18 protein-coding genes and 4 pseudogenes are annotated in these 22,911 nt (G+C 57.5%); 15 read left to right on the top strand and 7 right to left on the bottom strand.

From position 1 onward, the window contains the following. Positions 1-41: 41 nt before the first annotated feature. The 9 genes from SJQ66_RS13100 to SJQ66_RS13060 all read left to right on the top strand — a co-directional run bounded on the left by SJQ66_RS13100 (position 42) and on the right by SJQ66_RS13060 (position 11,447). Positions 42-689 (top strand): hypothetical protein, encoded by a 648-nt coding sequence (locus tag SJQ66_RS13100; protein ID WP_320533911.1) that lies wholly within the window; start codon positions 42-44, stop codon positions 687-689. Further along, positions 664-2,559, top strand: coding sequence for an integrase (locus tag SJQ66_RS13095; protein WP_320533910.1), 1,896 nt, complete (start codon positions 664-666; stop codon positions 2,557-2,559). Before SJQ66_RS13100 ends, SJQ66_RS13095 begins: the two co-directional genes overlap by 26 nt. 14 nt (positions 2,560-2,573) lie before the next feature. Then, the gene (locus SJQ66_RS13090) at positions 2,574-3,560 is read left to right on the top strand and encodes an ATP-binding protein (protein ID WP_320533909.1); all 987 of its coding nucleotides are present in this window, start codon (positions 2,574-2,576) and stop codon (positions 3,558-3,560) included. Positions 3,561-3,570: 10 nt separating this feature from the next. Next, on the top strand, positions 3,571-5,016 hold the full coding sequence (locus SJQ66_RS13085; RefSeq protein WP_320533908.1) for a hypothetical protein: 1,446 nt from the start codon (positions 3,571-3,573) through the stop codon (positions 5,014-5,016). A 108-nt stretch (positions 5,017-5,124) separates the two neighbouring features. Further along, on the top strand, positions 5,125-6,786 hold the full coding sequence (locus SJQ66_RS13080; protein WP_320533907.1) for a site-specific integrase: 1,662 nt from the start codon (positions 5,125-5,127) through the stop codon (positions 6,784-6,786). A gap of 20 nt (positions 6,787-6,806) precedes the next feature. Beyond that, entirely contained in the window at positions 6,807-9,485 is a 2,679-nt protein-coding gene (locus SJQ66_RS13075) for a DEAD/DEAH box helicase (RefSeq protein WP_320534384.1), read from the top strand. Positions 9,486-9,503: 18 nt separating this feature from the next. Then, positions 9,504-10,514 (top strand): hypothetical protein, encoded by a 1,011-nt coding sequence (locus tag SJQ66_RS13070; protein WP_320533906.1) that lies wholly within the window; start codon positions 9,504-9,506, stop codon positions 10,512-10,514. A gap of 63 nt (positions 10,515-10,577) precedes the next feature. Next, complete coding sequence (locus SJQ66_RS13065; protein WP_320533905.1) at positions 10,578-10,775, top strand: SEC-C metal-binding domain-containing protein; 198 nt, start codon at positions 10,578-10,580, stop codon at positions 10,773-10,775. A 210-nt stretch (positions 10,776-10,985) separates the two neighbouring features. Continuing rightward, on the top strand, positions 10,986-11,447 hold the full coding sequence (locus SJQ66_RS13060) for a transposase (protein WP_320534522.1): 462 nt from the start codon (positions 10,986-10,988) through the stop codon (positions 11,445-11,447). Between the two features lie 426 nt (positions 11,448-11,873). Here SJQ66_RS13060 and SJQ66_RS13055 read toward each other — a convergent pair whose 3' ends face one another. Further along, entirely contained in the window at positions 11,874-13,352 is a 1,479-nt protein-coding gene (locus SJQ66_RS13055) for a phospholipase D-like domain-containing protein (RefSeq protein WP_320534521.1), read from the bottom strand. A gap of 1,281 nt (positions 13,353-14,633) precedes the next feature. Here SJQ66_RS13055 and SJQ66_RS13050 point away from each other — a divergent pair. The 4 genes and pseudogenes from SJQ66_RS13050 to SJQ66_RS13035 form a co-directional block, all read left to right on the top strand. Next, positions 14,634-15,896 (top strand): phospholipase D-like domain-containing protein, encoded by a 1,263-nt coding sequence (locus tag SJQ66_RS13050; RefSeq protein WP_253467371.1) that lies wholly within the window; start codon positions 14,634-14,636, stop codon positions 15,894-15,896. 148 nt (positions 15,897-16,044) lie between these two features. Then, positions 16,045-16,704 (top strand): IS6 family transposase, encoded by a 660-nt coding sequence (locus SJQ66_RS13045; RefSeq protein ID WP_320534526.1) that lies wholly within the window; start codon positions 16,045-16,047, stop codon positions 16,702-16,704. 58 nt (positions 16,705-16,762) lie between these two features. After that, positions 16,763-16,918, top strand: a pseudogene (locus tag SJQ66_RS13040) (integrase core domain-containing protein); the annotation flags it as partial. Between the two features lie 211 nt (positions 16,919-17,129). Further along, positions 17,130-17,297 (top strand): annotated as a pseudogene (locus SJQ66_RS13035) (IS3 family transposase); the annotation flags it as partial. Positions 17,298-17,407: 110 nt separating this feature from the next. Here SJQ66_RS13035 and SJQ66_RS13030 read toward each other — a convergent pair. After that, on the bottom strand, positions 17,408-17,896 hold the full coding sequence (locus tag SJQ66_RS13030; protein ID WP_320534525.1) for a helix-turn-helix domain-containing protein: 489 nt from the start codon (positions 17,894-17,896) through the stop codon (positions 17,408-17,410). Positions 17,897-18,324: 428 nt separating this feature from the next. Here SJQ66_RS13030 and SJQ66_RS13025 point away from each other — a divergent pair, with 428 nt between their 5' ends. Continuing rightward, complete coding sequence (locus tag SJQ66_RS13025; RefSeq protein ID WP_320534520.1) at positions 18,325-19,284, top strand: amidohydrolase family protein; 960 nt, start codon at positions 18,325-18,327, stop codon at positions 19,282-19,284. Positions 19,285-19,387: 103 nt separating this feature from the next. Here the strand turns inward: SJQ66_RS13025 and SJQ66_RS13020 are convergent. Together SJQ66_RS13020 and SJQ66_RS13015 are read right to left on the bottom strand one after the other, a co-directional pair. Then, positions 19,388-19,528: pseudogene (locus SJQ66_RS13020) on the bottom strand (IS3 family transposase); the annotation flags it as partial. Between the two features lie 50 nt (positions 19,529-19,578). After that, positions 19,579-20,304 (bottom strand): IS6 family transposase, encoded by a 726-nt coding sequence (locus SJQ66_RS13015; protein ID WP_320534515.1) that lies wholly within the window; start codon positions 20,302-20,304, stop codon positions 19,579-19,581. Between SJQ66_RS13015 and SJQ66_RS13010 the strand changes: the two genes are divergently transcribed. Further along, complete coding sequence (locus SJQ66_RS13010) at positions 20,275-21,030, top strand: tyrosine-type recombinase/integrase (RefSeq protein WP_320534519.1); 756 nt, start codon at positions 20,275-20,277, stop codon at positions 21,028-21,030. The two genes, SJQ66_RS13015 and SJQ66_RS13010, sit on opposite strands and share 30 nt — an antisense overlap. 194 nt (positions 21,031-21,224) lie before the next feature. Here the strand turns inward: SJQ66_RS13010 and SJQ66_RS13005 are convergent, their stop codons facing one another. From SJQ66_RS13005 to SJQ66_RS12995, 3 genes and pseudogenes are all read right to left on the bottom strand, one after another. Beyond that, on the bottom strand, positions 21,225-21,701 hold the full coding sequence (locus SJQ66_RS13005) for a hypothetical protein (RefSeq protein ID WP_320534518.1): 477 nt from the start codon (positions 21,699-21,701) through the stop codon (positions 21,225-21,227). Between the two features lie 311 nt (positions 21,702-22,012). Then, positions 22,013-22,162, bottom strand: a pseudogene (locus tag SJQ66_RS13000) (recombinase family protein); the annotation flags it as partial. Between the two features lie 97 nt (positions 22,163-22,259). Further along, positions 22,260-22,616: a DUF1493 family protein gene (locus SJQ66_RS12995; RefSeq protein ID WP_320534517.1), complete on the bottom strand. Its 357-nt coding sequence runs from the start codon at positions 22,614-22,616 to the stop codon at positions 22,260-22,262. Positions 22,617-22,911 lie beyond the last annotated feature (295 nt).

Genomic DNA, 22,911 nt, shown 5'->3' with positions numbered 1-22,911 from the left:
GAACTAAAGTTGAAGCATTCTGGACGTTCCAACTTTATGTCATGACCAGCCCGATTCCCTTGCCCATTCGGCGCCTTCCCAGACAGACCCTCCATCATGCCTGGGCACCAAAACTGCGACGTCCGATTCTTTTCTCCTCGGTAATGCAGCTTCGCCTGTGGATCATTCTTGAGGCAAATCCCGGGGTATCGAGCTACTGTGAGCGGCCTGCACTATCCGTCGAGGCCGTGACGGAGCCGTTAGCTGACTTCTGGATCATGCGTGACGGCAGGGAGCGGTGGCTGAGCGTTGATGATAGTGCCGACGCACAGGACGAAGCACACAAACCGCAACCCGCCGCGCTAACCGGCCGGTCCGCGCCAGATGTCGAAATCATTTCCACGAAGGAAATCGAACGTCATCGCATCTGGATCCAAAACTGGATGCTATTGCTTCCCTATCTGGCGACAGGTGCACATTTGATCGAACCTACATTGCTCGCGAACGTCGTCGAGTTTTTTGAACGTTCCGCGACAGTGGATGAAGCGGAACAGGGCTTTCCCCGTATCGACCCGGTGCTTGTCCGAACGGCGGTCATCGCCGGACTGCATGGCGGTCAGCTCATCAGTCCAGATCTGGTCACGCTTGCGTTCAGCCGGCACACACGGGTGAACCGATATCATCGTGAGCAAACGCATGATGCGCAGTGACATTCCCGAACAACTGGCAGATTGCAGCGCGTGGCCCGGGGTCGATCCATCGGCAATTGATCCTGCTCGCCTACTGGTCTACCAGAAACGCGAAGGTGCCATCCAGGCGTACCTGCGTGGCACGCCGCCTGCCGAGCTGAAGCGGCAGTTCGACATCAACCGGAGCACACTGACGCGGCTTCTGAAGCGGTGTCTTGCGCCCCATCCCGATGGCAGGATCCAGGGCTTTCGCGCGCTCATTCCGCATTCCCGAACGAAAAGCTACCGCCGTATTGCGCCAGCGATTCGGCGCTCACAGCGCGGGGGTCTTACTGGCGCCTTGGGGCAGTTGTTCGAACGGCTGCCTCAACTGGCCCAGATTCTGGAGCGCGAAGTCGGTGCTGGTACGCTAGGTATTGCAAAGAACGGAAGGCTCTATGGGCTACGAAATATTCAGTCAAAGCTGATCGCCGCCTGCCGGGAAGCCGGTCTGGGCACACAGGCCTATCCCTTCAGCCAGGATGAGATGGGATACCGGTCATTGGCGCGCTGGGTGAAACGCCGCCTCGAAGCGAGGGTACCGGTACGACGCATGGACAGTCGCGAGTGCGCCTGGGAAACCACCATCCGTCCGTTTTCCGTGGTTGAACTGGATGGCCACAAGCTGGACCTGCGGCTGAGGGTTCGTTTTACTGAACCCTCCGGCATCAGCGTCGATCTTGAAACGGAGCGTTTGTTTGTAGTTACGCTGATCGATGTCTGCACCCGCATCGTGCTAGGCTGGCAGGTCGTGCCCGCGCCCGAATACAACCACCACGATGTACTTGCGGCGATGCAGGACGCACTGCGTCCACGCCGCAAACGTGACCAGCTACTCATTACCGGGCTGACCTATCGTCCGGGGGCCGGTTTCGCGTCGGAAGCCTGCCCGGAAGTCGCCGGCGCATGCTGGGATGTCCTGAAAGTCGATAACGCGGCGGCACACTTGAGCGAGGAAACTTTCCTTCCGGCCTGCAGGTTCATCGGTTGCCGGCTGGAAGCCGGGCCTGTCGGGCAACCAACGACACGACCCTTCATCGAGCGTTTTTTCCTGACGCTGACGGACCGCATGTCCAGACAGGTGGTTGGCACCACCGGTCGCAACTCGGAGGATCCGGCGGGCAAGCGCGGCAGACGCGTAACCGTGGAACAGCTGATCACCCTGCCCGAGCTCGAGGAGTTGCTGGATGTGACCATCGCGAACTATCACGCAACGCCACACGACGGCCTGAACGGACGCACGCCGCTGGAAGCGCTGCAACTGGCCATCGACTATCAGCAGACTGCCGTGCGTACGTTGCCCCAGTTGCTGCGCGCCCGGCTGCACCAATTGCAACCGGTTCATCTGTGCGCGGTACGAGGCAGCGTGGCACGTGGCGTCGCGCCCTATATCAGCCTTTACGGCGCGAGGTACAGCAACGAGGTCCTGCAGCGCACGGCCGGGCTCAGCGGTGAAAAAATTCGCGTCTATCCGAATCCTGCCGACATGCGCGAGGCGTGGGCCTATTTGCCCAACGGTGCCGAGCTCGGCCATCTCAGCGTTCTTGAGGGCTGGCGCTACAGCCGGCATACCATGCGGGTGCGCAAGCATATCCTGCGACAGCGGCGGCTGGGCAAGCTCAAGTTTGCCGGCGAGCAGAATCCGGTACAGGTGTTCTCCGAAGCCCAGCGTAACATCAGAAAACGCGGCCGCAAACAGGCCACTGCCATCATGCAACTTTCGCAGCAGCCCGCAGATGACGGGCCGGATAGCGCGTCGGCGGTTGCGTCCCAGACGCCCACGCGTTGTCGCCAGGCAGATGTCGTGGTAATGCCCGTTGATCTGGGGGATCTGAAGGTACAAAACCGCTGACAGGGAGAACCTGCATGTCCGACGACATTCGCCGTCCCATCGCCTACGACGAACATCCGCTTTTCCGGCGCAAGTATCGGGTTCCCACGCCCTCCATCGCTGCCTTTCGCAAGCTCATCGATGAATGTCTGTTTCTCTACATCACCGGGGCTCTGATTCACGGTCGCCCCCGTATCGGGAAGACTTACGCCATCGAATTCCTGCGCCAGGATCTTGAACGGCGATATCCGAAAACCTCCGTGTATGTGTTGCGCTGCCCGCGCTCACAAACGGCCTCCGAGAACAACTTCTTTTCGGCACTGTTGCATGCCGTCAAGCATCCCGCGCAAAGCGGTGCGTCCCGGGCGGCACTGCGTGGGCGTCTGCTGCACAAGCTGCGACAGGTGGCCGAGAACAAGGGGGACGATCGTGTCATCCTGTTCGCAGACGAAGCGCAGAACCTGCGTGAAATCGAATACGAATGGCTGCGTGACCTGCACGATGAGATGGAGAGCAACGCGTTGCGGCTGTTCACTTTTCTAGTGGGGCAACCGCAGTTGCTCGCACAGAAGTCTGTCTTCCAGGCGCAGGACAAGCAGCAGATTGTAGCGCGATTCATGGTCGAGGAGCTCGCGTTTCGGGGTATTGTCAGTGCAGCCGAATGTGCGGCCGTTCTCGCGACCTATGACAGCGGCGAATGTCCCGCGAACTCGGGCTGGAGCTATGCGCGATTCTTCGTTCCCAGGGCGTACGCAGCGGGGCTGCGTCTGGCAGAATCTGCAACCCGTTTGTGGGATGCATTCGAGGACGCACACATCAAGGCGAATCTGGAAGGCCCGGTGGATGTGCCCATGAAATACTTCACCGCCTCGGTCGAAGCCGCGCTCCTGCTCGGTTCATCCCGCGACAGCGAAACCCTGAAGTTCGACACGCTCTTCTGGAACGAGATGGTCGAACAAAGTCGTTATGTGCTGGGGCAAAAGGCAGGTCGGCCGATACTGTCCGCCATCACACCGCGCTGAGCCTCGCGTCATGACTACCACGGTCGCTATACCGCCCGACTGGAGCGATCACGCCTGGCAACCGCTGGTGTTGCCTACGCATATTGACCAGGCGCGCTATACGACCCGTCCCGACTGGAGCAGCGATGGCGAATCCATGTGGATGCGGGTGTCGAAATTCTCGCTGTTCAACCGGCTGCCGCTGCACGCGCTGGCAAGCCTCGTTGCCGTACGCGCCAGTGAAGCCAGTAGTGGGGGCGTGGATTTTCGGCGTGCCGACCGGTTTGTTCCCTCCCGACTTTGTAGCCTGCTTGAGATTGCGGAGGCGGCCGTGCCGAACGGATTCTGTCTGCCCTCGGCCCACCCGGCACTGACATGGGCGGCCACCGAATTGCGCTATTGTCCCGGGTGTCTTGAACAGGGGTTTCACGCGGCGTGGTTTCAGTGGCGATTCGTCGAACGATGCCCGACACATGGGTCCCGCTTGCGCAGTGGCTGCCACAAATGCGCGGCGGTCATACCGTATGCGCTCGACAGCAGTCTGACAAGGCACCCTTTATCGTGCTCCCACTGCGGCACGTTCTGGGTGCGGCAACTCAATCGTCCCGCCGGCCGCTGCGTACCCGTCAAAGGCCGACTGGCCCGAATCTTCAAACGTTGGCAGATCCATCTCGCCGATGCGATGATGCCGGTCATCGCCACGCCGTTTCCGTCATGTGCTCCCGCCACCGGAAAAGTCGCGCGTCAACGGGCTGCAGGCATCGAGATCCGGATGACAGGACTAGCCCGCTGCATCCAGATGCTGAACCGGCTTTACGATGTACCGCCCCCCTCACTTGTGGAGCTATCCGGGCGGTATCGCGTCGAGCTCGACATGGTTGAAAAAATCCGACCTGCTCCGTCACCAGGCGAAGGCAGCGGAGCGGAAGTGATTGCCTGGGCCAGCGCCGACTGGCCGCATTTTGATAACGATTTTCGGGAATACGAGCGGGTTCTGAAGCATGTCGGTCGCGACCTCTTTGGGGATACCTGCCGGATTGCCCTGACGCGTCTACCCCTGCCAGACCGCTACGGCGCGATGGTCATCCACACCCAGGACGTGAATGCCGATCTGGCCACGGCGCTGGGCTGGTCAATCAGTTGGTACGGCTTCTCGCGCACATTCGCACCAGAACGCGAGCCCCACATGCCGGCCATGGGCCTGACCGGGTGGCTGGCCCATGCACCACACCGTCCCGCTGAATGTCCTCCTGAGCAGTGGAGGGAGCAGATGTCCGCGTGGCTGGCGCACGATCTGGCCAGATCCGCCCGCGCGTGGACGCGCATCGTGCGGTTCATGCGTGCCCGAGAAAAATATCTGTTTCACGCGCTACTCATGCGACCGGCAGAACTGGCGCGCCTGCACTCGCCTTTTCAGGACGGTACACCATCCTGTTACACTCGAAAAAATTTCGAAGAAATCGATGTAGTGAGATAATTCACGTTATCGCGTTATTCATTTTTTGGATGAAAAGTTAACACCATCGAAACGCGTCACCCCCAGGAGCCCGCAGGGCAGGGTTTCCCCGATGTCGACGAGCTCGCCATGCTTCGCGCCTGGTACGCAGGCCTGTCCTCGCGCGCAGCCATGGCCCGCTACCTGGGCGGGCGCAGGGCGGCAGGGGAATCGTCGAGGGGTCTCATAGGCGACATCCGCCGGCAACTGATTGCCTTTGCGCATAGCCGGCATCGCCCCGATCTGGCAGCCGTCTTCGAGCATACGACCACACAACGACACGCTCGGGCGGACACGGTCGAGCGCACGATCAGGATGCTTGGCTCGTTGCCTTTGCCGCAACCGCAAGTGACTGACGACGTCGCGCTGTGGTTTGCGCCGCGCACAGTGCGGGCGCTGCATGCTCACGGCATCCGCACACTCACGGATCTGACGGTACGCATTCCCCGCCGGCGCCAGTGGTGGACCAGGATCAGGGGGCTCGGAGCGAGCAGCGCTCGGGCCATCGAAGCGTTTTTCGCGGCGCGCCCAGCCTTGACTGAGCGTGCCCGCGCATTGATCACGCTTACGCACCCAGCCGGTATCGCGCCGTGGGAGCAGCTACGGCTGCCGCATGAAGTCGACGGTTCGCAGGGCACGTTGCGCGGCGCCCCGCGCGAGACCTGCACGCTCAATGCCACGAACGACTACGAAGCCGTGCAGGCGTGGCTCGCGCTGCACGAGACCGTCACGACGCAGCGCGCCTACCGCAAGGAAGCCGAGCGCCTGATTCTCTGGGCCCTCGTTGAGCGGGGCCGCGCGTTCTCGTCGCTAACAACTGATGACGCGATTGCATACCGGACGTTTGTACGGCGCCCCTCGCCACGTGAGCGGTGGGTTGGTCCGCCGCGCCCGCGCGATTCTGTCGAATGGCGCCCCTTCACGGGCGGCCTGTCGGCGCGCTCGACCGCCTACGCACTCACGGTCCTCTCGGCGCTGTATCGATGGCTCATCGAGCAGCGCTACGTACTGGCCAACCCCTTTGCCGGCATCAAGGTGCGCGGTACAGCCCTGCGCCCCGAGCTCGACACTGCGCGCGGCTTCACCGAAGGCGAGTGGCTGCTGCTGCGGGCCATTGCAGACGGTCTCGAATGGTCGTATGGCTGGTCCGCGCCTGCTGCACGGAGGCTGCGCTTCCTGCTCGACTTCGGCTACGCGACGGGCCTGCGAGCAAGCGAACTCGTCGGTGCCGTGCTGCGCGACATCCGTCCTGACGGGCACGGCGACCCCTGGCTTCACCTCATTGGCAAAGGCAGCAAACCCGGCAGGGTGACGTTACCGCCGCTGGCCACCGATGCGCTTGATCAATATCTGCTTGAACGAAGCCTGCCGGTCTCACGGGAGCGCTGGAACCCGGCCACTCCAATCCTCGCCGGCCTTGGCGAGCATGAGGACGCAGGTATTACGGGCGCGCATCTGTGGCGCGTCATGCGCCGGTTTTTTAGGGAAGCCGCTGGCGTACTTGAGGGAGAGCATCCGCTCCTGGCAGAAAAACTGCGCCGCGCGAGTCCGCACTGGATGCGCCACACGCATGCGACTCACGCACTCGGTCGCGGCGCGGAGCTGACGAGCGTACGTGAGAACCTGCGCCATTCGTCCATCTCAACGACCTCGATGTACCTGCGCGCAGACGACCTCAGGCGCTCCCGGCAGTTCGCTGAGGCCTTCGGGCGTTGCATCGGGAAACCGCGGACACAGTCTGATTTGCAGTGAAACCTGCCCCTTCGATCATCATGTCTTCGATCAATACGGATCATCTTGCTCCCACCGTTACGCCCGCAGGTCATCTTCTTGCTATGCCGCAAACCGATGCGCCCCCCGTGCCGGAAGACATCGCGCTCGACCGCGCTTTCCAGGCCGGAGCAGGCCACGGCCTGCTCCATCTCGGCAGCACAGTAATCGGGCGGGCATTGCCCCCCGCCTGGGGCTGGTGGCGGGACTTTGCCATGCGTTACGTCACCGTGTTATGCACGACGCTCACCGACGGGAACATCGCAGTCATCGAACCGAACGCCAAGGACATCGGAAAGATGATCGAGGATGCGCCGCCCATGACGGGCGCCGAATATCTCACGCCGGAAGTGCTCGCGGCACTGTGGCGCGAGATCGGCAACGCCCTGCGCCAGGAGCTGGCCAGCGCGGGTGGCTCGCTTCAGGCATTTCTCAAATCGCGTCACCCCACCTGGAATCTGGTGGGCCGGGTTCACTTCAATCTTGCCGAGAACCGGAAAGACCCGGACGCCCCCTTCGCCTTTCTGGCCACCTATACGACGCGCGTCTCGGCGCATGGCAAGACCCAGCATCAGCCCCTGTCGCGCTCGCTCGAGGAATTCTCCGGCGCGCGCAACAAGGCACAGCTTCTTTCGCTGCTGGGTCCTGTTCAGCAGGCGGCCGAACGCTGCGACTGGGTGCGCGCGTTGCTTGAGTCGCGCGAGATCTATCATCCGTTGCGCTGGACGCCCACCGAGGCCTGGCACCTGCTCCAGGATTTGCCGGCACTCGAGGCCGCCGGCATCATTGTCCGGCTACCCGGTACGTGGACGACGGGTCGTCCCGCGAGGCCGGGCGTCACGGCCAGCGTGGGCACGAAACCGCCGTCGCTCGTCGGCAAGGATGCCTTGCTTGATTTCAACGTCGCGGTCTCGCTCGAGGGCGAACTATTAAGCCCCGCCGAAGTACGGACACTGCTGAAGGGTGCCGACGGTCTACAGTGGATCCGAGGACGCTGGATCGAGGTGGATACCCATAGGCTCGGCCGTCTTCTGCAACGCTTCGAAGATCTCGGGCGGGCCGCACAATCGGGGCTGCCATTCAACGACGCGCTACGCCTGCTGGCCGGCGTATCGGGCGATGAGGCCGATGTGCAGGAAGAGCACGACTGGGCACAAGTCGTCGCCGGATCCTGGCTGGCCGAAACCCTTCAGAACCTGCGTCAGCCGCAAGGCCTGGCGCACGTCGAACCCGGCCCCGGGCTGCGCACGCAGCTTCGGCCTTACCAGCAGGCGGGCGTGCAGTGGCTCTACCTGCTCAGCCGCCTCGAACTGGGCGCGTGTCTGGCAGACGACATGGGGCTCGGCAAAACGATCCAGGTCCTCGCGCTGCTCCTGATCCTGAAGCGCGAACAGCCCGCTCCGCAGCCAAGCCTGCTCGTCGCGCCGGCCTCCCTGCTGGCCAACTGGGCCTGGGAAGCCGAACGGTTTGCGCCCGGTCTGCGTGTCTTAGTCGCCCACCCCTCCGTCACGCCCACCGAGGTCCTGCGCGACCTCGATGAGGCGAAGCTCGCCCAAACCGACCTCGTCATCACCAGTTTCGGCGCGCTGCTTCGCCAGCCTGCGCTCGAGAGGATCCGTTGGCGTCTTGCGATCATCGACGAAGCACAGGCCATCAAGAACCCCGCGGCTAGGCAAACCCGGCAGGTCAAGAAGCTTCAGGCTCAGGCGCGCATCGCCCTGACCGGCACCCCTGTCGAAAACCGCCTCTCGGACTTGTGGTCCATCTTCGATTTCACGCATCCGGGCCTGCTGGGCTCGGCGAAGGATTTTGCCGGATTCAGCAAGCGTCTCGCGAAAGCCGGACACTTCGGTCCGCTTCGCTCGCTTGTGCGACCATACATCCTGCGCCGCCTGAAGACGGACAGGAACGTCATTGCCGATCTCCCTGAAAAAACCGAGCTTAAGGCCTGGTGCCACCTGAGCCCGTTTCAGGCCGCGCTGTACGAGCGCGCGGTCAATGACCTGGCCGCTGCGCTCGACGGGGCAGAAGGCATTGAGCGCAAAGGGCTCGTATTGAGCTACCTGATGCGTTTCAAGCAGATATGCAACCATCCGTCCCAGTGGCTCGGCGATGCGGCATGGAAGCCTGAGGCCAGTGGTAAATTTGCGCGTCTGCGGGAACTGGTCGAGGTGATTGCCGCGAAGCAGGAGAAGGTACTGGTATTCACTCAGTTTCGCGAAACCACCGAGCCCCTGGCCGCATTTTTGGGATCACTGTTTGGCCGCGAAGGTTTGATCCTGCATGGCGGCACCCCTGTCGGCAAGCGGCGCGAACTGGTCAGGCAATTTCAGGAAGACGAATTGACGCCCTTCTTTGTGCTGTCGCTCAAGGCAGGGGGAGCGGGGCTGAATCTGACTGCGGCTTCCCACGTGATTCATTTCGATCGCTGGTGGAATCCGGCCGTAGAAAATCAGGCGACAGACCGGGCCTTTCGCATCGGCCAGCGCCGCAACGTGCTGGTGCACAAGTTCGTCTGCCGGGGCACCGTTGAGGATCGGATCGACCAGTTGATCGAAACGAAACAACAGTTGGTGACGGATGTGCTCGAAGGCGGAGCGGAGCTGCTGCTCACTGAAATGAGCGATCGGGAGTTGCTGGATCTCGTCAGGCTCGATATACATTCCGCTCAGGAAAACTGATCACAAAGAGTGAGTCCAATGGGTTATTACGGTGGGTGGAAACCTTACGTTCCGGTGGCTGAGCGCCGACGAAAAGCTGCAAAGCTGGTCGCGAAAACCGTCAAGGCCGGCAAGACACTGTCGCCGATCCCGCCGTATCGCGGCGCCATCGCGAAAACCTTCTGGGGCAAGACGTGGTGCGATAATCTGGAGGGCTACAGCGACTACGGTAACCGCTTGCCGCGCGGGCGCACCTACGTGCGCAACGGATCGGTGGTCGATTTGCAGATCACTTCAGGAAAAGTCCATGCGCAGGTCATGGGCTCGAGCCTCTACACGGTCAATGTCGACGTCGCCGCGTGCACCCCTCAACACTGGCGTACGCTGGTCGACGGCTGTACGTCATCGATCGATTCCATGGTCGAGCTGCTGCAGGGCAAGCTCTCGGGTGCGGTAATGGAACGGATTTGCAAGCTAGGCACGGGACTGTTTCCGACACCGAAAGAAATCCGGTTCGATTGCGGCTGCCCGGACTGGGCGTCGATGTGCAAGCATGTTGCCGCAGTGCTGTATGGCGTAGGCGCACGGCTCGACCAGCAGCCCGAACTGCTCTTCACGCTGCGGGGTGTGGATGCCACCGATCTCATCAGCAGCACGGGGGCCGGATTGTCCGCAGCGGGAACCGCGCCCGCGTCGGGCAAGGTCCTCAAGGACGCGGCCCTGGGCGACGTCTTCGGTATCGAGATTGACACCGGGCCGCTCGCCGCACCACCTGTCACCCGCAAACGGACAGGCAGGCAGTCCGCCCCGCGAACGGACCGGGTTGCCAAACCATCGCCGCCAGAGAAACCGGCATCGAGCGCAAAATCGACCTCGAAAGGCAAAGAGGCGACGCCCAGGGCGGTAGTCAAATCCATCGCTGCCACAAAACCGGCTGGCAAAGCGCGTGGAGATACGCCGAAAGCGATCCGCTCAACCGCCTCGCAAAAATCGCCCACACGCTCGCCTGCGACGCAGCGGTCCCCGCAAAAAGCAAAAGCATCCAGATGAAGACAAAGTCATGGTCACCGTCAAATATGATGATCTTTCCTCGGCCTTCGAACTTCGTCCGCTATGCATCTCGCCCAACTCTGGGCCGCATTCTGTCAGCAGCATCCGCGATGTTTCGAGTGTTTCGCGCATCGCGACACGTTCATGAAGACGGCGGGCGAGCACATCCTTGTGCCCGTGAAGAACGAACCGAAGATGGGCAGAAACGATCCATGCCCATGTGGATCGGGGAGGAAGTACAAGAAGTGCTGTGGCTCGTGACCAACTGAACCCAGTGAATCCCAGTGGCTCGTGGAGTGAAGTCATACGAGCTCCGTGCGATCATCGATTGTTCCGAAGAGTTTCATCTTTACGTCAATTGACCGAAAACCGTTGTGACATAAGGCTCACTCCCTCCGATTGCGTTGCCGAATCGAAAAAGTCTCGACTTTAGTACAATTTCGTACCAACTTTAGTTCGTTTGACAGCTGTGTGCCTGAGCATCTGGCGAAACTGGAGGAGGGAGATCTGGTCATTTTCGACCGGGGCTACTTCAGCTACCTGATGCTGCATCAGGTTATGGCCAGCGGACAATACGCGGTGTTCCGCCTGCAGCAGGGGACCACCAATTCGCAAGTGGCCGCGTTCTGGGGGAGTGACCGCAGGGACGCCATTATCGAGTACGTCCCGTCGCCCGCAGTGAAACATGGGCTCAAAAAACGCGGACACACCGTGGGTCCTCAGCCGCTTTCAGTCAAGCTGGTGAAGTGCCGTATCGAGGATGAAACCCACGTGTATGCCACGACCCTGATGGATCAGGCCGGTTATCCTGCAGACTGTTTTCCGGATCTGTATCACGGGCGCTGGGGCATCGAAGAGCTGTACAAGATTTCGAAAGAGATCATCGACATGGAGGACTTTCATTCGCAAACGGATCGCGGTGTAAAGCATTAGATCTATGGGCATTTTCTGCTGATCAACCTTGCCCGGCTGTTTGAAATAGACACCCGCAACCGGCTACCTTCCAATGGCCGGCCAGAGGAATCCTGCCGCACGATCTCATGGCCTCAATCCGACAAGACGTTGAGGATCAATTTCAAGCATTGCCTGTCTGTGGTCGGACGCCACCTGGAAAATCTTGTTCTGATGGCAGGGCGTACTATCGCGGACTGGCTGGATAAGGCGATGGCGGCAGTGGCTCGAATCAGGCAACGCAATCGCCCGGGGCGGCGCTACCCGCGACGCTCCTTCAAGCCCCGCACGCGATGAAATTCGTTTGGCGCCGCGCCGAAGCCTTAACCGAATGCCATTGTCCGGCTTGGAACCCCTAATAGGAATTTCCGCTCACCTTGTTCGCTCCCCGGTGACATCTGCTGCGGATCAAGACACGCTAGACGCAGGAAAATGGGTCATCGGGCCATCGCTGCCCTCGTAAAGTTCATCGAAAAGCGCTTTGCGAAGTGCGGTGTCTCTGGTCTCAATCAACATCAAGTTTTCGTTGGAACGATAGTGGGACTGCCCGTCCAGGTTGTAGCAACCGGTCATGACGACAAAGGAGCCATTTTTTCTCGTCAGCACGTAGTTTTTGGCATGAAGGCCTTGCCTGTCCCGAACACCAAGGTTTTGTTGCTGCTTCAAATTCTCATTTGGAGCGTACTCCCTGATCGTTAGTTGACCAGGAGGCATTGCCGCGCTATTTGCATAGACACTACGCGCCCGGCGCTCGACCAATGCTCTATTCCATTGATCAATGAGAATGTTGACGTTACAACCTTTAGAAAGCGCATTACCTATTAGTGCAAAGGCTTCTGTACCGACTTTTCCGCACGCGATGTCAATGGTCTCGCCCGCCGTGGCGCTGCGGAACACTCTTGCCAAAACATGGCCTATGGGCTTGCCTTCAATGCGACCTCTGGCGGAAAGCATGTTTCTTGTGCTGTCTGAAGGATTTTGTATCCACAGTACCTTGTGCCGGGAGCCTTCAAGCGGTACACCTGCACGATCCAGCACGTCGCGGAACTGCTCCACCGCGCCCTCCTTCGCAGGACCTTCAACGTCCAGGGGTGAGCGGACGTCAATGTCGGCCAAGGCGCGGATCGGTGCGATGTCTTTGAGGCGCGACATTATGGGCCTCTCGCCTTCCATCCGCATCTGCGCGCATTTCACCGAATGCCCATCCAACAATTCGCTGATGAAATAATCGCGTTGGCTCGCAGCCAGCCGTGAGCTTAGGGTGATGCAGCCACCATCCATCCAGTTATCCTTGGTCTTGTTTGCGATGCTCGCGCCCAGTGTAGCGGCAATGCCCCGGTCATTAATGCAGAACTTGTTGTGGTGCGACCCCGCTAAGCCCTTGGCCTTGGCCGCCACGAAGTAAATGCTGCATTTTACGTTACCGATCCGCAACTGCTCGTCGTTCTGCTGCCGGTTGTACGCTTCGATCACGGCAGGCCAAGTCGTAGTGCGTGAACCACTAGCTTCGGTCTTGAGCGACATGTTGGTCACGACGTTCTGGTACAACATCGTTGCAATCGCCGAGTTCTCCAGTAACTTGTTTTCGTTGTAGAGGAACACAAAAGTAAAGTCGCTTTCGTGTTGCCTCCTTGCCAACGCTTCCAGCATCGCGAATGTGGTACCGGAAACGTTTCCGGGCTTGGAGTCCCTTGCAGGGTTGATGTTGTAGGTGGTGAGGATAGCGAAGCGCTGCGCCGACTCGATGGTCAATCGAATCAGCTTCTTCTGACGGTCCTCGCTGGAGGGGACGGTATCCAGCACCAAAGCGTTTTCATCGACATGACAGTACCTAGACGGCCATTTACTAGCGAGTTCGGATTGGATCGTATCTGTAAGCTCGCCCATGGCTGTCGGCGCGACCGAGGGTAGCGAAGCTCTGGCAGTCTGGAAACTTGGAGACGATTTTGTATCCACTCCCGATACGATTGCGTTCTCTGTATCGATTGCTGAGCTTGTACCAAGACGTGCATTCCGAGGCGCCGATCGACCTGTGCTGGTACGTATCGGTAATGGGGAGTCGGCGGACGCTATTTCAGATATCGTTGACCTTCGGGGCGTCGGCCGCGTAGTCGCCGATGCGTCGCGGTCGGGTAACACGCTGCAGTGAGAATCCGTGGACGTTTTGGAGATGTGCATTTTGCTAGTTTCTCTTAGGGAATATCTGTACAGCAAGCGCATGAGCCTAACTATGCGCAACAACATTGATATGGCGCTTGGTCAACGGTGGTCCTTTGCGATTCGTACTCCGGCCTCTGCGCTTGAATCTACCTTATGCGCACCAAGCGCTCGCGCGCCTCAGGCGAAAATCTCACGGACTTCCTTACGGCTCCATCCTGTCAAAGACTAGAGCCGACTCAAAGCACTGGCGATTCGTCGTGTCCACAGAAAGTAAGCGCCGAGATAGATAGGTTTTCTGTGTTATGCGCAACGATTTAAGTTATCTCGTAATTGGTTTTACGGTTTCTGGTCCGGAGAATATTTGTCACCAAAAGCGAAGATAAGCCGGGGGTGGCGCAGCTAAAGCACGTTCGTAGTGACATGGACGTCATTATGCTGTTGGATTTTTTTGGAAGATGTCGATGATGCAAAGCAAACCAGTGGTTAACAATTCATCGTTTCTCAATATTAGAGTAGACCATTCATGTCCCCCTGGACAAGCGAAGGATCGCCTCTCACTGGTCGGAACCCTTCATTTTCGCTTCATTATCTCGTGTACGTTCGTTACGGGCGCATCTATTTCACGTTAGCCGGATGAACTGTTAGTTGACGTATTTACGATGGTTGGCAAACGGAGTAGTTGAAAAGGGGGAAATTGTGAAAATTGGGAATCAGGGTATTCAACAGCCTGAAACGACTGGGCAGGCCGGAAAACATCCGAACCCTCCAGCGAGCACGCCATCTGTTCGGCGGACACTATCTCCGATGCTTGATTGCCTAAGGCCAGCTTCGAGAGGAAACCTGAGTTCGACTGCATCGACTAGTCGTTCTTCACGGAGTAGCACTGCTACCCCATCTAACTCAACGAATATCCGTCTGCCAGGCCTTTCTGCGTCAGCGCGACTATCGGCAGTCGTCGTAAAAGCCGCGCTTGCACATGCTGATGGCGGCACTGTACGGCCAGAAGCTATGGTTTCCGAAGGTAATGTAATAGAGAGCGTGGACATCGGTGGTGACGCAATTTTTTCCAGGCAGTCAGCTTTGGTGAGGGCCGCGAAAGAAGAGGTATGCATTCAAACCTTCGCCTGGGACCCAAATTCACCTGGTGCTAAGAAGATTCTAGATGCACTGGTAGATGTAGTAGACGCTCGTCGCGAGCAAGCAGGGTCATCATCTGGGCCAAATACGACACTGCGCGTTATGCTTCTCGTCAACGAAGGCACTGGCTTTGCACAGACGTTCATGCGTATGACGTCCGCAAATAAAAGTAAAGGTGGCCCCAAACGGTGGCCGTCCTCGCCTGAAGCTCTCGTCGGTAACTACAAGAAAAGCCCCGATCATAAATATGCGACGCTCACCCGGGATATCGATTTCCAAGTCCGGGTGCATCAACACCGCTCTTCCGATTCGATACATGCTAAAAGTGTGATTGTAGATGGTCAGAAAGCTGCTATGACTGGAGCTAACGTACAAAGTCGCAACCACGGTAACAATCCGGCATATGACTTTGGCGTCACTATGTCGGGCGAGGTCGCACAAGGGCTACGCGAAGATTTCGCAACCAACTGGAATGCAAGTGTTAATCCAGATCAGGAAACGCGGCCTTTGGAAAGCCTGTCTGCGGCCTCGTTGCCGCCCACTGGTGTCAAAGCCGCCTCCGGAGTAAAGATGGCTGTATTGACGCGTCGTCCCAACTGGAATCTACTCAACGAAAGCAATAACAGTCCGCAGAATCAGGCGTTTCTGACCGCCATCAACACTGCGCATCAGTCAGTGCAGGTGATGACACCGAACCTGAACGCGCCGGCGGTAATTCGAGCTCTTGCTGATGCTGCAAATCGCGGCGTCGCTGTACAGATACTGGTATCGAAAGGATTTAACGACGAGCGTGTAAAGAACCGGATTGCTGGTGGTACGAACGACATGGCCATCGAGCGGCTACGCAAGCAGGTGAGAAGTAGTGACTCGCTAGATGTACGCTATTTTAAGAATCCGCAGGCGGATCCAGCGGCTCCTGTGCCACACGGCAATGAGGCCGGTAACGGGGCTAGCCACGCAAAATTTATGGCGGTCGATGGTGCAATGACGATTGTCGGTTCAGCAAATATGGACAAAACGAGCTGGCATTTTTCGGGTGAAACCAACGTTGCTATATTCGACGCTGGAGTATCCCGTCAGATCAAGGCGGCAGTCTTTGATCCGGCATGGCAGCAATCTGAAAAGAGAAGTTAATCAGGCATAGTTACGTTGGAAAAGCTGATCTGATGCAAATACGCTCGGTGGATCGGTTAAAGTAACGACTGGATGAATCTGGTAGCCGGTGATGAGCAAACGAAAGGGACCCGAAGGGATGTTCGACGGTCGTCATTTTGACTGAGAAATCATCGTTTTATATGTGCGTTGGTACCTGCGCTATAAGCTGAGCCTGCGTGATCTGGTCGAGATGATGGCCGAGCGGGGACTGTCACTGGCCCACACGACGATCATGCGGTGGGTCAGGCGCTATACCCCTGAATTCGTCAAACGCTGGAATCGTTTTGGCATACCCGTAGGGCGATCATGGCGTGTTGACGAAACCTATATAAAGGTTCGTGGCAAATGGGTTTATCTGTACCGGGCGGTGGATCGAAGCAGCCAGACGGTGGACTTCTTGCTCAGAGCCAAACGCGATGTGGCCGCAGCGAAAGCCTTCTTCAGCAAGGCCATCCGGCATCAGGGGCAGGCGCCCGAAACGATTACGCTGGATGGCTATGCGGCCTCGCACCGGGCTGTGCGCGAGATGAAGGCCGACGGCTTGCTGCCAGCTGAGACCGAAGTCAGATCGTCGAAGTATCTGAATAACCTGATCGAGCAAGATCATCGAAACATCAAGTCGAGGACAAAGGTCATGCTGGGCTTTAAGCCGCTTAGGAGTGCCGCGACGACGATTTCAGGTATCGAGTTGATGCATTGCATCCGCAAGGGCCAGTTTGATTTCAGCGCGCTCGGGCTCAAAGACAACGATACGCCAACGCTCTGGAACGCGGTTCTGTTCAGTTAATAAGGCGTACTTATCTAAAGAACAATTTTAGCCCGACCAGATATTTGCACCAGAACCAACGGTGCGCGACGAATGGCTCTCTCAATATTATTGGAAGGAACTCGCCCACGTTCAGCACTTCGCGACAGAATGGATGTGGAAGTACAATCACGAACGGCCGAACATGGGCCTCGGTGGATTCACACCGAAACAGCGGCTTGCGGCCGCAGCATAGCCTCTACTTCCGCCTCGCTTTAAATAGGGGGGGATTACCCCTGTCGAACGTGGAGCGCCAAAAAGCGTTTTGCGCACACCGGACGGCTGCTATTAAATCCGTTACCGTAACGAAAAAAATAGGCCGCGATTCGACCGGAACTCAACGGCTACTGGCAACCCGCTACTCTGGGGGTCTTCAGAATAACAGACCGCCTTATTGCGACAGAACCCTAAAAACGGAGATGTTTTACCATCGGAACTGGCAGGCCACAACGATCGAACAATTTATTGACGCAGTCGATTCCTACATTCACTGGTATAACGGAACGCGCATCAAGATGTCACTTGGCGCACTCAGCCCCATTGAATACCGAGAAAGTCTAGGACTAGCAGCATAAACCAGTCCAAGATATCCGCCGCACCCCCTGTGTATCAATTTACAACCGCTGCTGACAGCATTTTCTCCTAGAGCTACTGGGCGCGTTAGTTGGCCGCGCCGCGCCTATCGCTAAGTGTGGGGCTTACGCAGCCGCTGACCTGGCGGAGCTGAAAGAGGCGAAAGGGTTGATTTCCGCATTCGCTGTGGGCTAGAACCGGTAAGTTGCCGAAACATCGAAATGAAAGCGGAAGTGTTGCTGTAGCCAAGTTCACTCGCAATCTCCTGAACGGTGCGTCCGGCGTCAAGCTCAGTCAGCGCAACCACGAGCCGAAGGCGTTGGCGCCACTCATTGAACGATAGGCCGAGCGTAGCTTTCCATTTCCGGGATAGGGTTCGCTCCGTAGTCGAAAATAATATTGCCCAGTCGGTTAGCGACCTTCGATCGCCCGGCGCCGCCTGCAACGCAGTAATGACATTTTTGATCAGGAGGTCGTTAGATGTGGGCAAATAGCTATCATGCTGTGGGGCAATTTTGAGCTGGTCAAGCAATACTGCGGCGAGGCGGCTATCTTCCGCGGTTTTGGGCTGCAAGACCTGCCGCGCGGCAAAATCTCGCATGATTGCTTTTATAAGATCGCTTAAGACGATGGTGCAAGGGTCGCTGGGCATGGACCTGCACAAGTCGTCCCGGACATATATGGACGCGTATTTGATCTCGTGCAGAGTGCGTGACTCGTGTTCAGTTTTGGGTGGTATCCATATCGCATAGGCAGGAGGGGAGAAGTAGGGGACACCTGCAATATCAAAGTTCACGACACCGCTCACGGCGTACAAGACCTTACCCCATGGCGCGCGCTGCGACGGGAAATGAAAATCTCCGGGAAAGTCTTGCGTCCGAAACGATATCGGGTCGGGAATTGCTCCCATCACACTGAGACTGGACGAAAGAGGTGGCATGTCGTCGTTAGCTTTGGCGGAATGTCGTTATTGATCGAGTTTCAGCCACGATGCTACCATGCCCAAATCAAATTAGACCGAGAATTAAGATGCTCAACAATTGGATCGACGTACACGCTCATTTCACACCGCCCCTCAGCAAAGCCGAAAGCGATGCGCGCTGGGAAGCAATGCAAAAAGCGGATTGGGCGTGGCCAAAGCCCAACGATTGGAGCCTCGAGGTCGCATTGGCATATATGAATAGTGTTGGCATCGGTATGCAGATGCTGAGCAACATTCCGAAGACGCTCGCGGCGCTTAGGGCATCCAATGAATATGGTGCGTCAATTGTCGCTCGACATCCATCGCGGTTCGGCCTCCTGGCGGCGCTTCCGACCGATAACCCAGATGCTGCGCTTGCGGAAATTGAACGGGGATACGGCGAATTGCATGCGGATGGTTTTGCCGTGCCGTTTTGCTATAACGGTGTCTACCTCAGTGACAGCTGTCTTGAGCCTGTTTGGGAGGAGCTGAACCGGCGGAAGGCAACTGTTTTTGCACATCCGGACGCATATGCACCTGGATCTTTCGGACGTCCTAGTCCATTGCTGGATGTCGCGTTCGAGACAACGAGGACTGCTGTAGATATGGTGTACGCCGGGGTCTTTCGTAGGCATCCAGATTTTAAACTTATCCTTGCACATTGCGGTGCCGCACTCCCTGCTTTGTCGGGGCGACTTATTTTGCTAGGCACACAGCCATGGGTTCCAAACCCTAACCGACTGACTTCCGAGGAGATGAAAGATCAACTCCGAAAGTTCTACTTGGATACGGCGATGACGGGATCAGCACACACACTTGCCCCAGGACTCGCCATGACGAGTTGTGATCATATTGTGTATGGTTCAGATTGCGGTGTCCCATGCACCCTAGACGCAACGGCAATGGCGAACATCGAAGCTCTGTTAAATTTCTCAGGTCTCACGCGTGAGCATATCGAGCAAATCGGACATAACGCGCTTCGCCTTTTCCCAGACGTTGCGCAGCGTATCAACGGAGCCGTGGCCTGATGTCCCTTCGGTCAACTCAAGCGGATTTTTGAAGTCTTATGCGATGCCTCCTTAACGTGAGTAGCGCAGTCGCATATTTAAGTCCGGGGGATGGGTGTGGTGGTCAACTTACGCCGGACACTGGGTTAATTTTTTTCGCTGCGAATGCCGGTGCTACACCGTCATTGAATTGATGTTGCCGAATCCAGTTTTACCGCTGCGTCAGGTAATAGCTAATGTCGCGATGCGCTTCTCCGGCAGGCATTGTCACGTTGATGATGATTGAGCGAAAAAGAGGCGCTTTACGGTCATTGTTTAAAACGCAGACGGATTTTGGCCCTGGAGCGTCAAGTGATGCCACGGTTCCAAGCGCAGCGTAAGCTCGCGACGATGTTCGGCTGCACAAATCAGGTGTCGTTTCAGAGCAAAATGCTGTCGAATCGGGCCGAAGTTCGAAAGGAAGCGCTGTGCTCGTCGCAAATCTCTTAAGCCGCGCATGCGGCGCTCGCGTTCACGTGTTGGTTGATGGCTATTTTCGGCACGGTTATTTACGCGTGCGGCAGCCCGTACGAAGATGTGCTTCGTCTTGGCCAGCGCGGGCACTCGGGCTTTGGCAACCGGATAGCTAAGAAGCTGATCGGTCACGACGACCCGCGGTGCCGGGTGCTTGCGCAAGATCCTCTTGAAGAATTGTTCAGCTGCGGCGGTATCACGACGCTTTTGCAAAAGGATGTCGAGTTCCTGCCCTTGCTCGTCAACGGCGCGCCAGAGCCAGTAAGGCTCACCGCGTAGACGCACGAACATTTCATCGAGATGCCATGTTTTGGCGCTACGGCCGGTGATCTTTACATGTGCGGCAAATCGGGCCCCGAATTTATCGCACCACCGCCGTATCGATTCGTAGCTGACGATCACGCCGCGCTCGAGCAATAATTCTTCGATGTCGCGCAAGCTCAGCGAGAAGCGAAAGTACCAGCGCACCGCTAGGCTGATGATGGCAGGTGGGAAGCGATGGCCGCGATAAATAGACGAGGTTTTCATGCGCCAAGCTTACCTGACCGCTTCGATAACTTGACGGTGCCGGTCAAAGCGAGCGCGGTGGAGCGAGAGGCGGTGCGCATCAAGGCTGATCACGCCTTGACGTGCGCCCAATGCGCTTACGTGCTCGGCCACATTGAACGGGATGCGGGAGACGCGATCGCCGAGCGTGCGCGCTTCATTTTCATCCTGGGTTGTTCGACGGGATTGCGTCTTGCCGAAATAGCCACTGCCACCCTCGGAGGATTGAACACCAAGTGGATTGACGACGAGATCGGCACCGCCTGGACACTTGATGTGATCGGCAAGCGCAGCAAAGCCCGTACGATCCCGATCCCCCGCAAAACGTTTGCGGCCTTGCAGCGATACTTGCGGGCAAGGGGTTTGCCGGAGGATCCGACGCGCAGTGATCCAACCACGCCGCTGATCGGCCGTGTCTCGGGCGAGGATTTGCGGCCGCTCGAACCGCGCTCATTGGCGCTGGCGTTCAAGCTGATATTTACCCGTGCCGCCGGGGCGTTGCTGCTTGAAGATCCGCACGCGGCCGCACGCTTGGCAAAAGCGTCGACGCATTGGCTGCGGCACACATTTGGCACGCGGGCCATCGAAGCGGGCACGCCACTAGACATCGTGCAGGAAAACCTTGGCCATGTCTCGCCGGCGACGACCTCCATCTATGTCACAACGGAATTGAATCGTCGCATTCGGGCGCTTGAGGAGGCGTTCTGATTGCGAAGGCACGCAACGAAACCGACGAGGGGAGTCTCCTTAACGTGCTTCGTTTTCACTTTTCTGATGCACCTCGTATTGAAAGCAGAAGTGGACTGCACTGAGCGCAGCTCAATCTATGTCGGTCCATTCGGGTAGCGTCTTCGCCATTTCTCGCGCTACGCGCTTGTTGAAATCGTCCCGTTCCTTGATCTTCAACTTGACGAACTCAACGGCCTCCGTTGGACGCAATATCTTGATGCCGGTGATGCGCTGAAGCTCATCCTTTTTCCCAAGGATGCCACGGGCTGTGACTTGGAATCACCGTCGTTGGTGACCAACGTGGCGTTATATTTGGCTGCTCCACACACGATCCGCACATCGTTCTGCTGGTTCTCGTTCTCTGTCCCTCCCGGAAAGAGAGCATCTCTAACTTTAGCGAACAGCTTGGCATCACTATCACCCGCATCAATTGTGTAAATCTGCTTAGCTGCCTTTCTGGTTCGGCTCGAGTTGCCATCAGACTGCGCCTCGGCATGAGCGATCCACGACATATTGATGGAGATGACGCTATTCTTGTACCAACGCTCCAAACGGTTAACCTCTTCAAGCCTTTGCTTTGCGTTGATCAGGTTGGTGTCGATGTGGAGAACAGGGATGCAAAGCAAGCGGGGCTGGAAGCTCATATCCATGCTGACTTTCAGTGATTAATGGCGTCTAGGTCATCGAGCAGGTTAAACATCTGCCGCGCCCGTTCAACAATACCGGGAGCGATTTGTTTAGCATATTGCAAGGTGGGGTCGTCGGAGCCGATATCGGAGCTGCAGTGTAGATACGCATTCGACCAGTTGCATCCCTCGGTATCCGGCTCGCGGAGCCTATAGCTGAGGTTGAGTTGACACGTGTCACAGCCAAGAGCGCCCCGTAATTCCTTTGTCATCCAATCATTGATTATTGAGCGTGGCGCAAGTTGTCGATTTATCAAGATTCAACACCCCGAAAGCTACTTCATGCCAGCCAGACGCAACTCGCCTTTTGGCGATATGTGCCTATACAAACTCTGCAGAGTGATGCCGGGTTCCTTACACGGATCACCGACAGTCGTTTCCGGTTTTCCCATTGCTGCTAAGGTCGAATGCAGTTTCGCCGCGATGACACGGGTACTACTGTTGCCCAGCGCACATAAAAAACGTTTCGATTTTAGTACAATTTCGTACCAACTTTAGTTCGTTTGACAGAAGCGCCCCCAGTCAAGCCTTGTTCGTCGTTTTCAATTGAGAATCCCATTTCTTGTTGATAGCAGCTCCATAAAGCATCGCGAGCTTGATCGGCTCACGTTCAAGGGTATGGGGCTTTCGCAAAACCCAGCGCTGGAAAAGGGAATACAGGCCGCCTTCGCCTTCCATCAGGAAGTAGCGGTGAAAATCGAAGTCCCCGGGATCGATCTGAAACCGTTCGAAAAAGCACCCCATGAAATCGTTCGCGTCGTCGCCGGTCAGGCCCAAGTCTTCCCATAACCGTGTATCACGGGTCAATGGTTTCGACGGACCGAGCCCGACCTCGGCCCGGACGAACACCTCGATCGCTTCCCAAGATACGTCTGCCATCAGAGCACCCGATCCTCAGGCATTCCGTTCAAGGTTATGCATCGTTGCTACGTGGGAGAACGTATTCATGATTGGTTCCAGAGATTTGCACTTAGGGGGCAATGTACGAATGTCAACTTGCGCATCTTGTTCGAGGTCGTTACCGTGCGTCAAAGACTCAAACGTGTAGAATCCGTGTGCCGACGAACGTTAAAAACCATTGCAAAACTACTGCGCATGCGAGGTACGAGAGAACAGCGCGGGCGGAACGGCGTCTGGCAAACAAATAGAAACCGAGTACGGCAAACAAGAGAGG

Source organism: Robbsia andropogonis (assembly GCF_034047095.1).
Classification (GTDB): domain Bacteria; phylum Pseudomonadota; class Gammaproteobacteria; order Burkholderiales; family Burkholderiaceae; genus Robbsia; species Robbsia andropogonis.
Note: the sequence above shows the minus strand (reverse complement) of the source record. Positions and strands in the feature narration are given on the sequence as shown.

Bases quoted from the DNA above. Each gene is read 5' to 3' on its own strand.
- SJQ66_RS13100 (WP_320533911.1), top strand. From the start codon at position 42: ATGACCAGCCCGATTCCCTTGCCCATTCGGCGCCTTCCCAGACAGACC.
- SJQ66_RS13090 (WP_320533909.1), top strand. From the start codon at position 2,574: ATGTCCGACGACATTCGCCGTCCCATCGCCTACGACGAACATCCGCTT.
- SJQ66_RS13085 (WP_320533908.1), top strand. From the start codon at position 3,571: ATGACTACCACGGTCGCTATACCGCCCGACTGGAGCGATCACGCCTGG.
- SJQ66_RS13080 (WP_320533907.1), top strand. From the start codon at position 5,125: ATGCTTCGCGCCTGGTACGCAGGCCTGTCCTCGCGCGCAGCCATGGCC.
- SJQ66_RS13075 (WP_320534384.1), top strand. From the start codon at position 6,807: ATGTCTTCGATCAATACGGATCATCTTGCTCCCACCGTTACGCCCGCA.
- SJQ66_RS13070 (WP_320533906.1), top strand. From the start codon at position 9,504: ATGGGTTATTACGGTGGGTGGAAACCTTACGTTCCGGTGGCTGAGCGC.
- SJQ66_RS13065 (WP_320533905.1), top strand. From the start codon at position 10,578: ATGCATCTCGCCCAACTCTGGGCCGCATTCTGTCAGCAGCATCCGCGA.
- SJQ66_RS13055 (WP_320534521.1), bottom strand. From the start codon at position 13,352: ATGGGCGAGCTTACAGATACGATCCAATCCGAACTCGCTAGTAAATGG.
- SJQ66_RS13050 (WP_253467371.1), top strand. From the start codon at position 14,634: ATGGTTTCCGAAGGTAATGTAATAGAGAGCGTGGACATCGGTGGTGAC.
- SJQ66_RS13030 (WP_320534525.1), bottom strand. From the start codon at position 17,896: ATGCGAGATTTTGCCGCGCGGCAGGTCTTGCAGCCCAAAACCGCGGAA.
- SJQ66_RS13025 (WP_320534520.1), top strand. From the start codon at position 18,325: ATGCTCAACAATTGGATCGACGTACACGCTCATTTCACACCGCCCCTC.
- SJQ66_RS13010 (WP_320534519.1), top strand. From the start codon at position 20,275: ATGGCCGCGATAAATAGACGAGGTTTTCATGCGCCAAGCTTACCTGAC.
- SJQ66_RS13015 (WP_320534515.1), bottom strand. From the start codon at position 20,304: ATGAAAACCTCGTCTATTTATCGCGGCCATCGCTTCCCACCTGCCATC.
- SJQ66_RS13005 (WP_320534518.1), bottom strand. From the start codon at position 21,701: ATGGATATGAGCTTCCAGCCCCGCTTGCTTTGCATCCCTGTTCTCCAC.
- SJQ66_RS12995 (WP_320534517.1), bottom strand. From the start codon at position 22,616: ATGGCAGACGTATCTTGGGAAGCGATCGAGGTGTTCGTCCGGGCCGAG.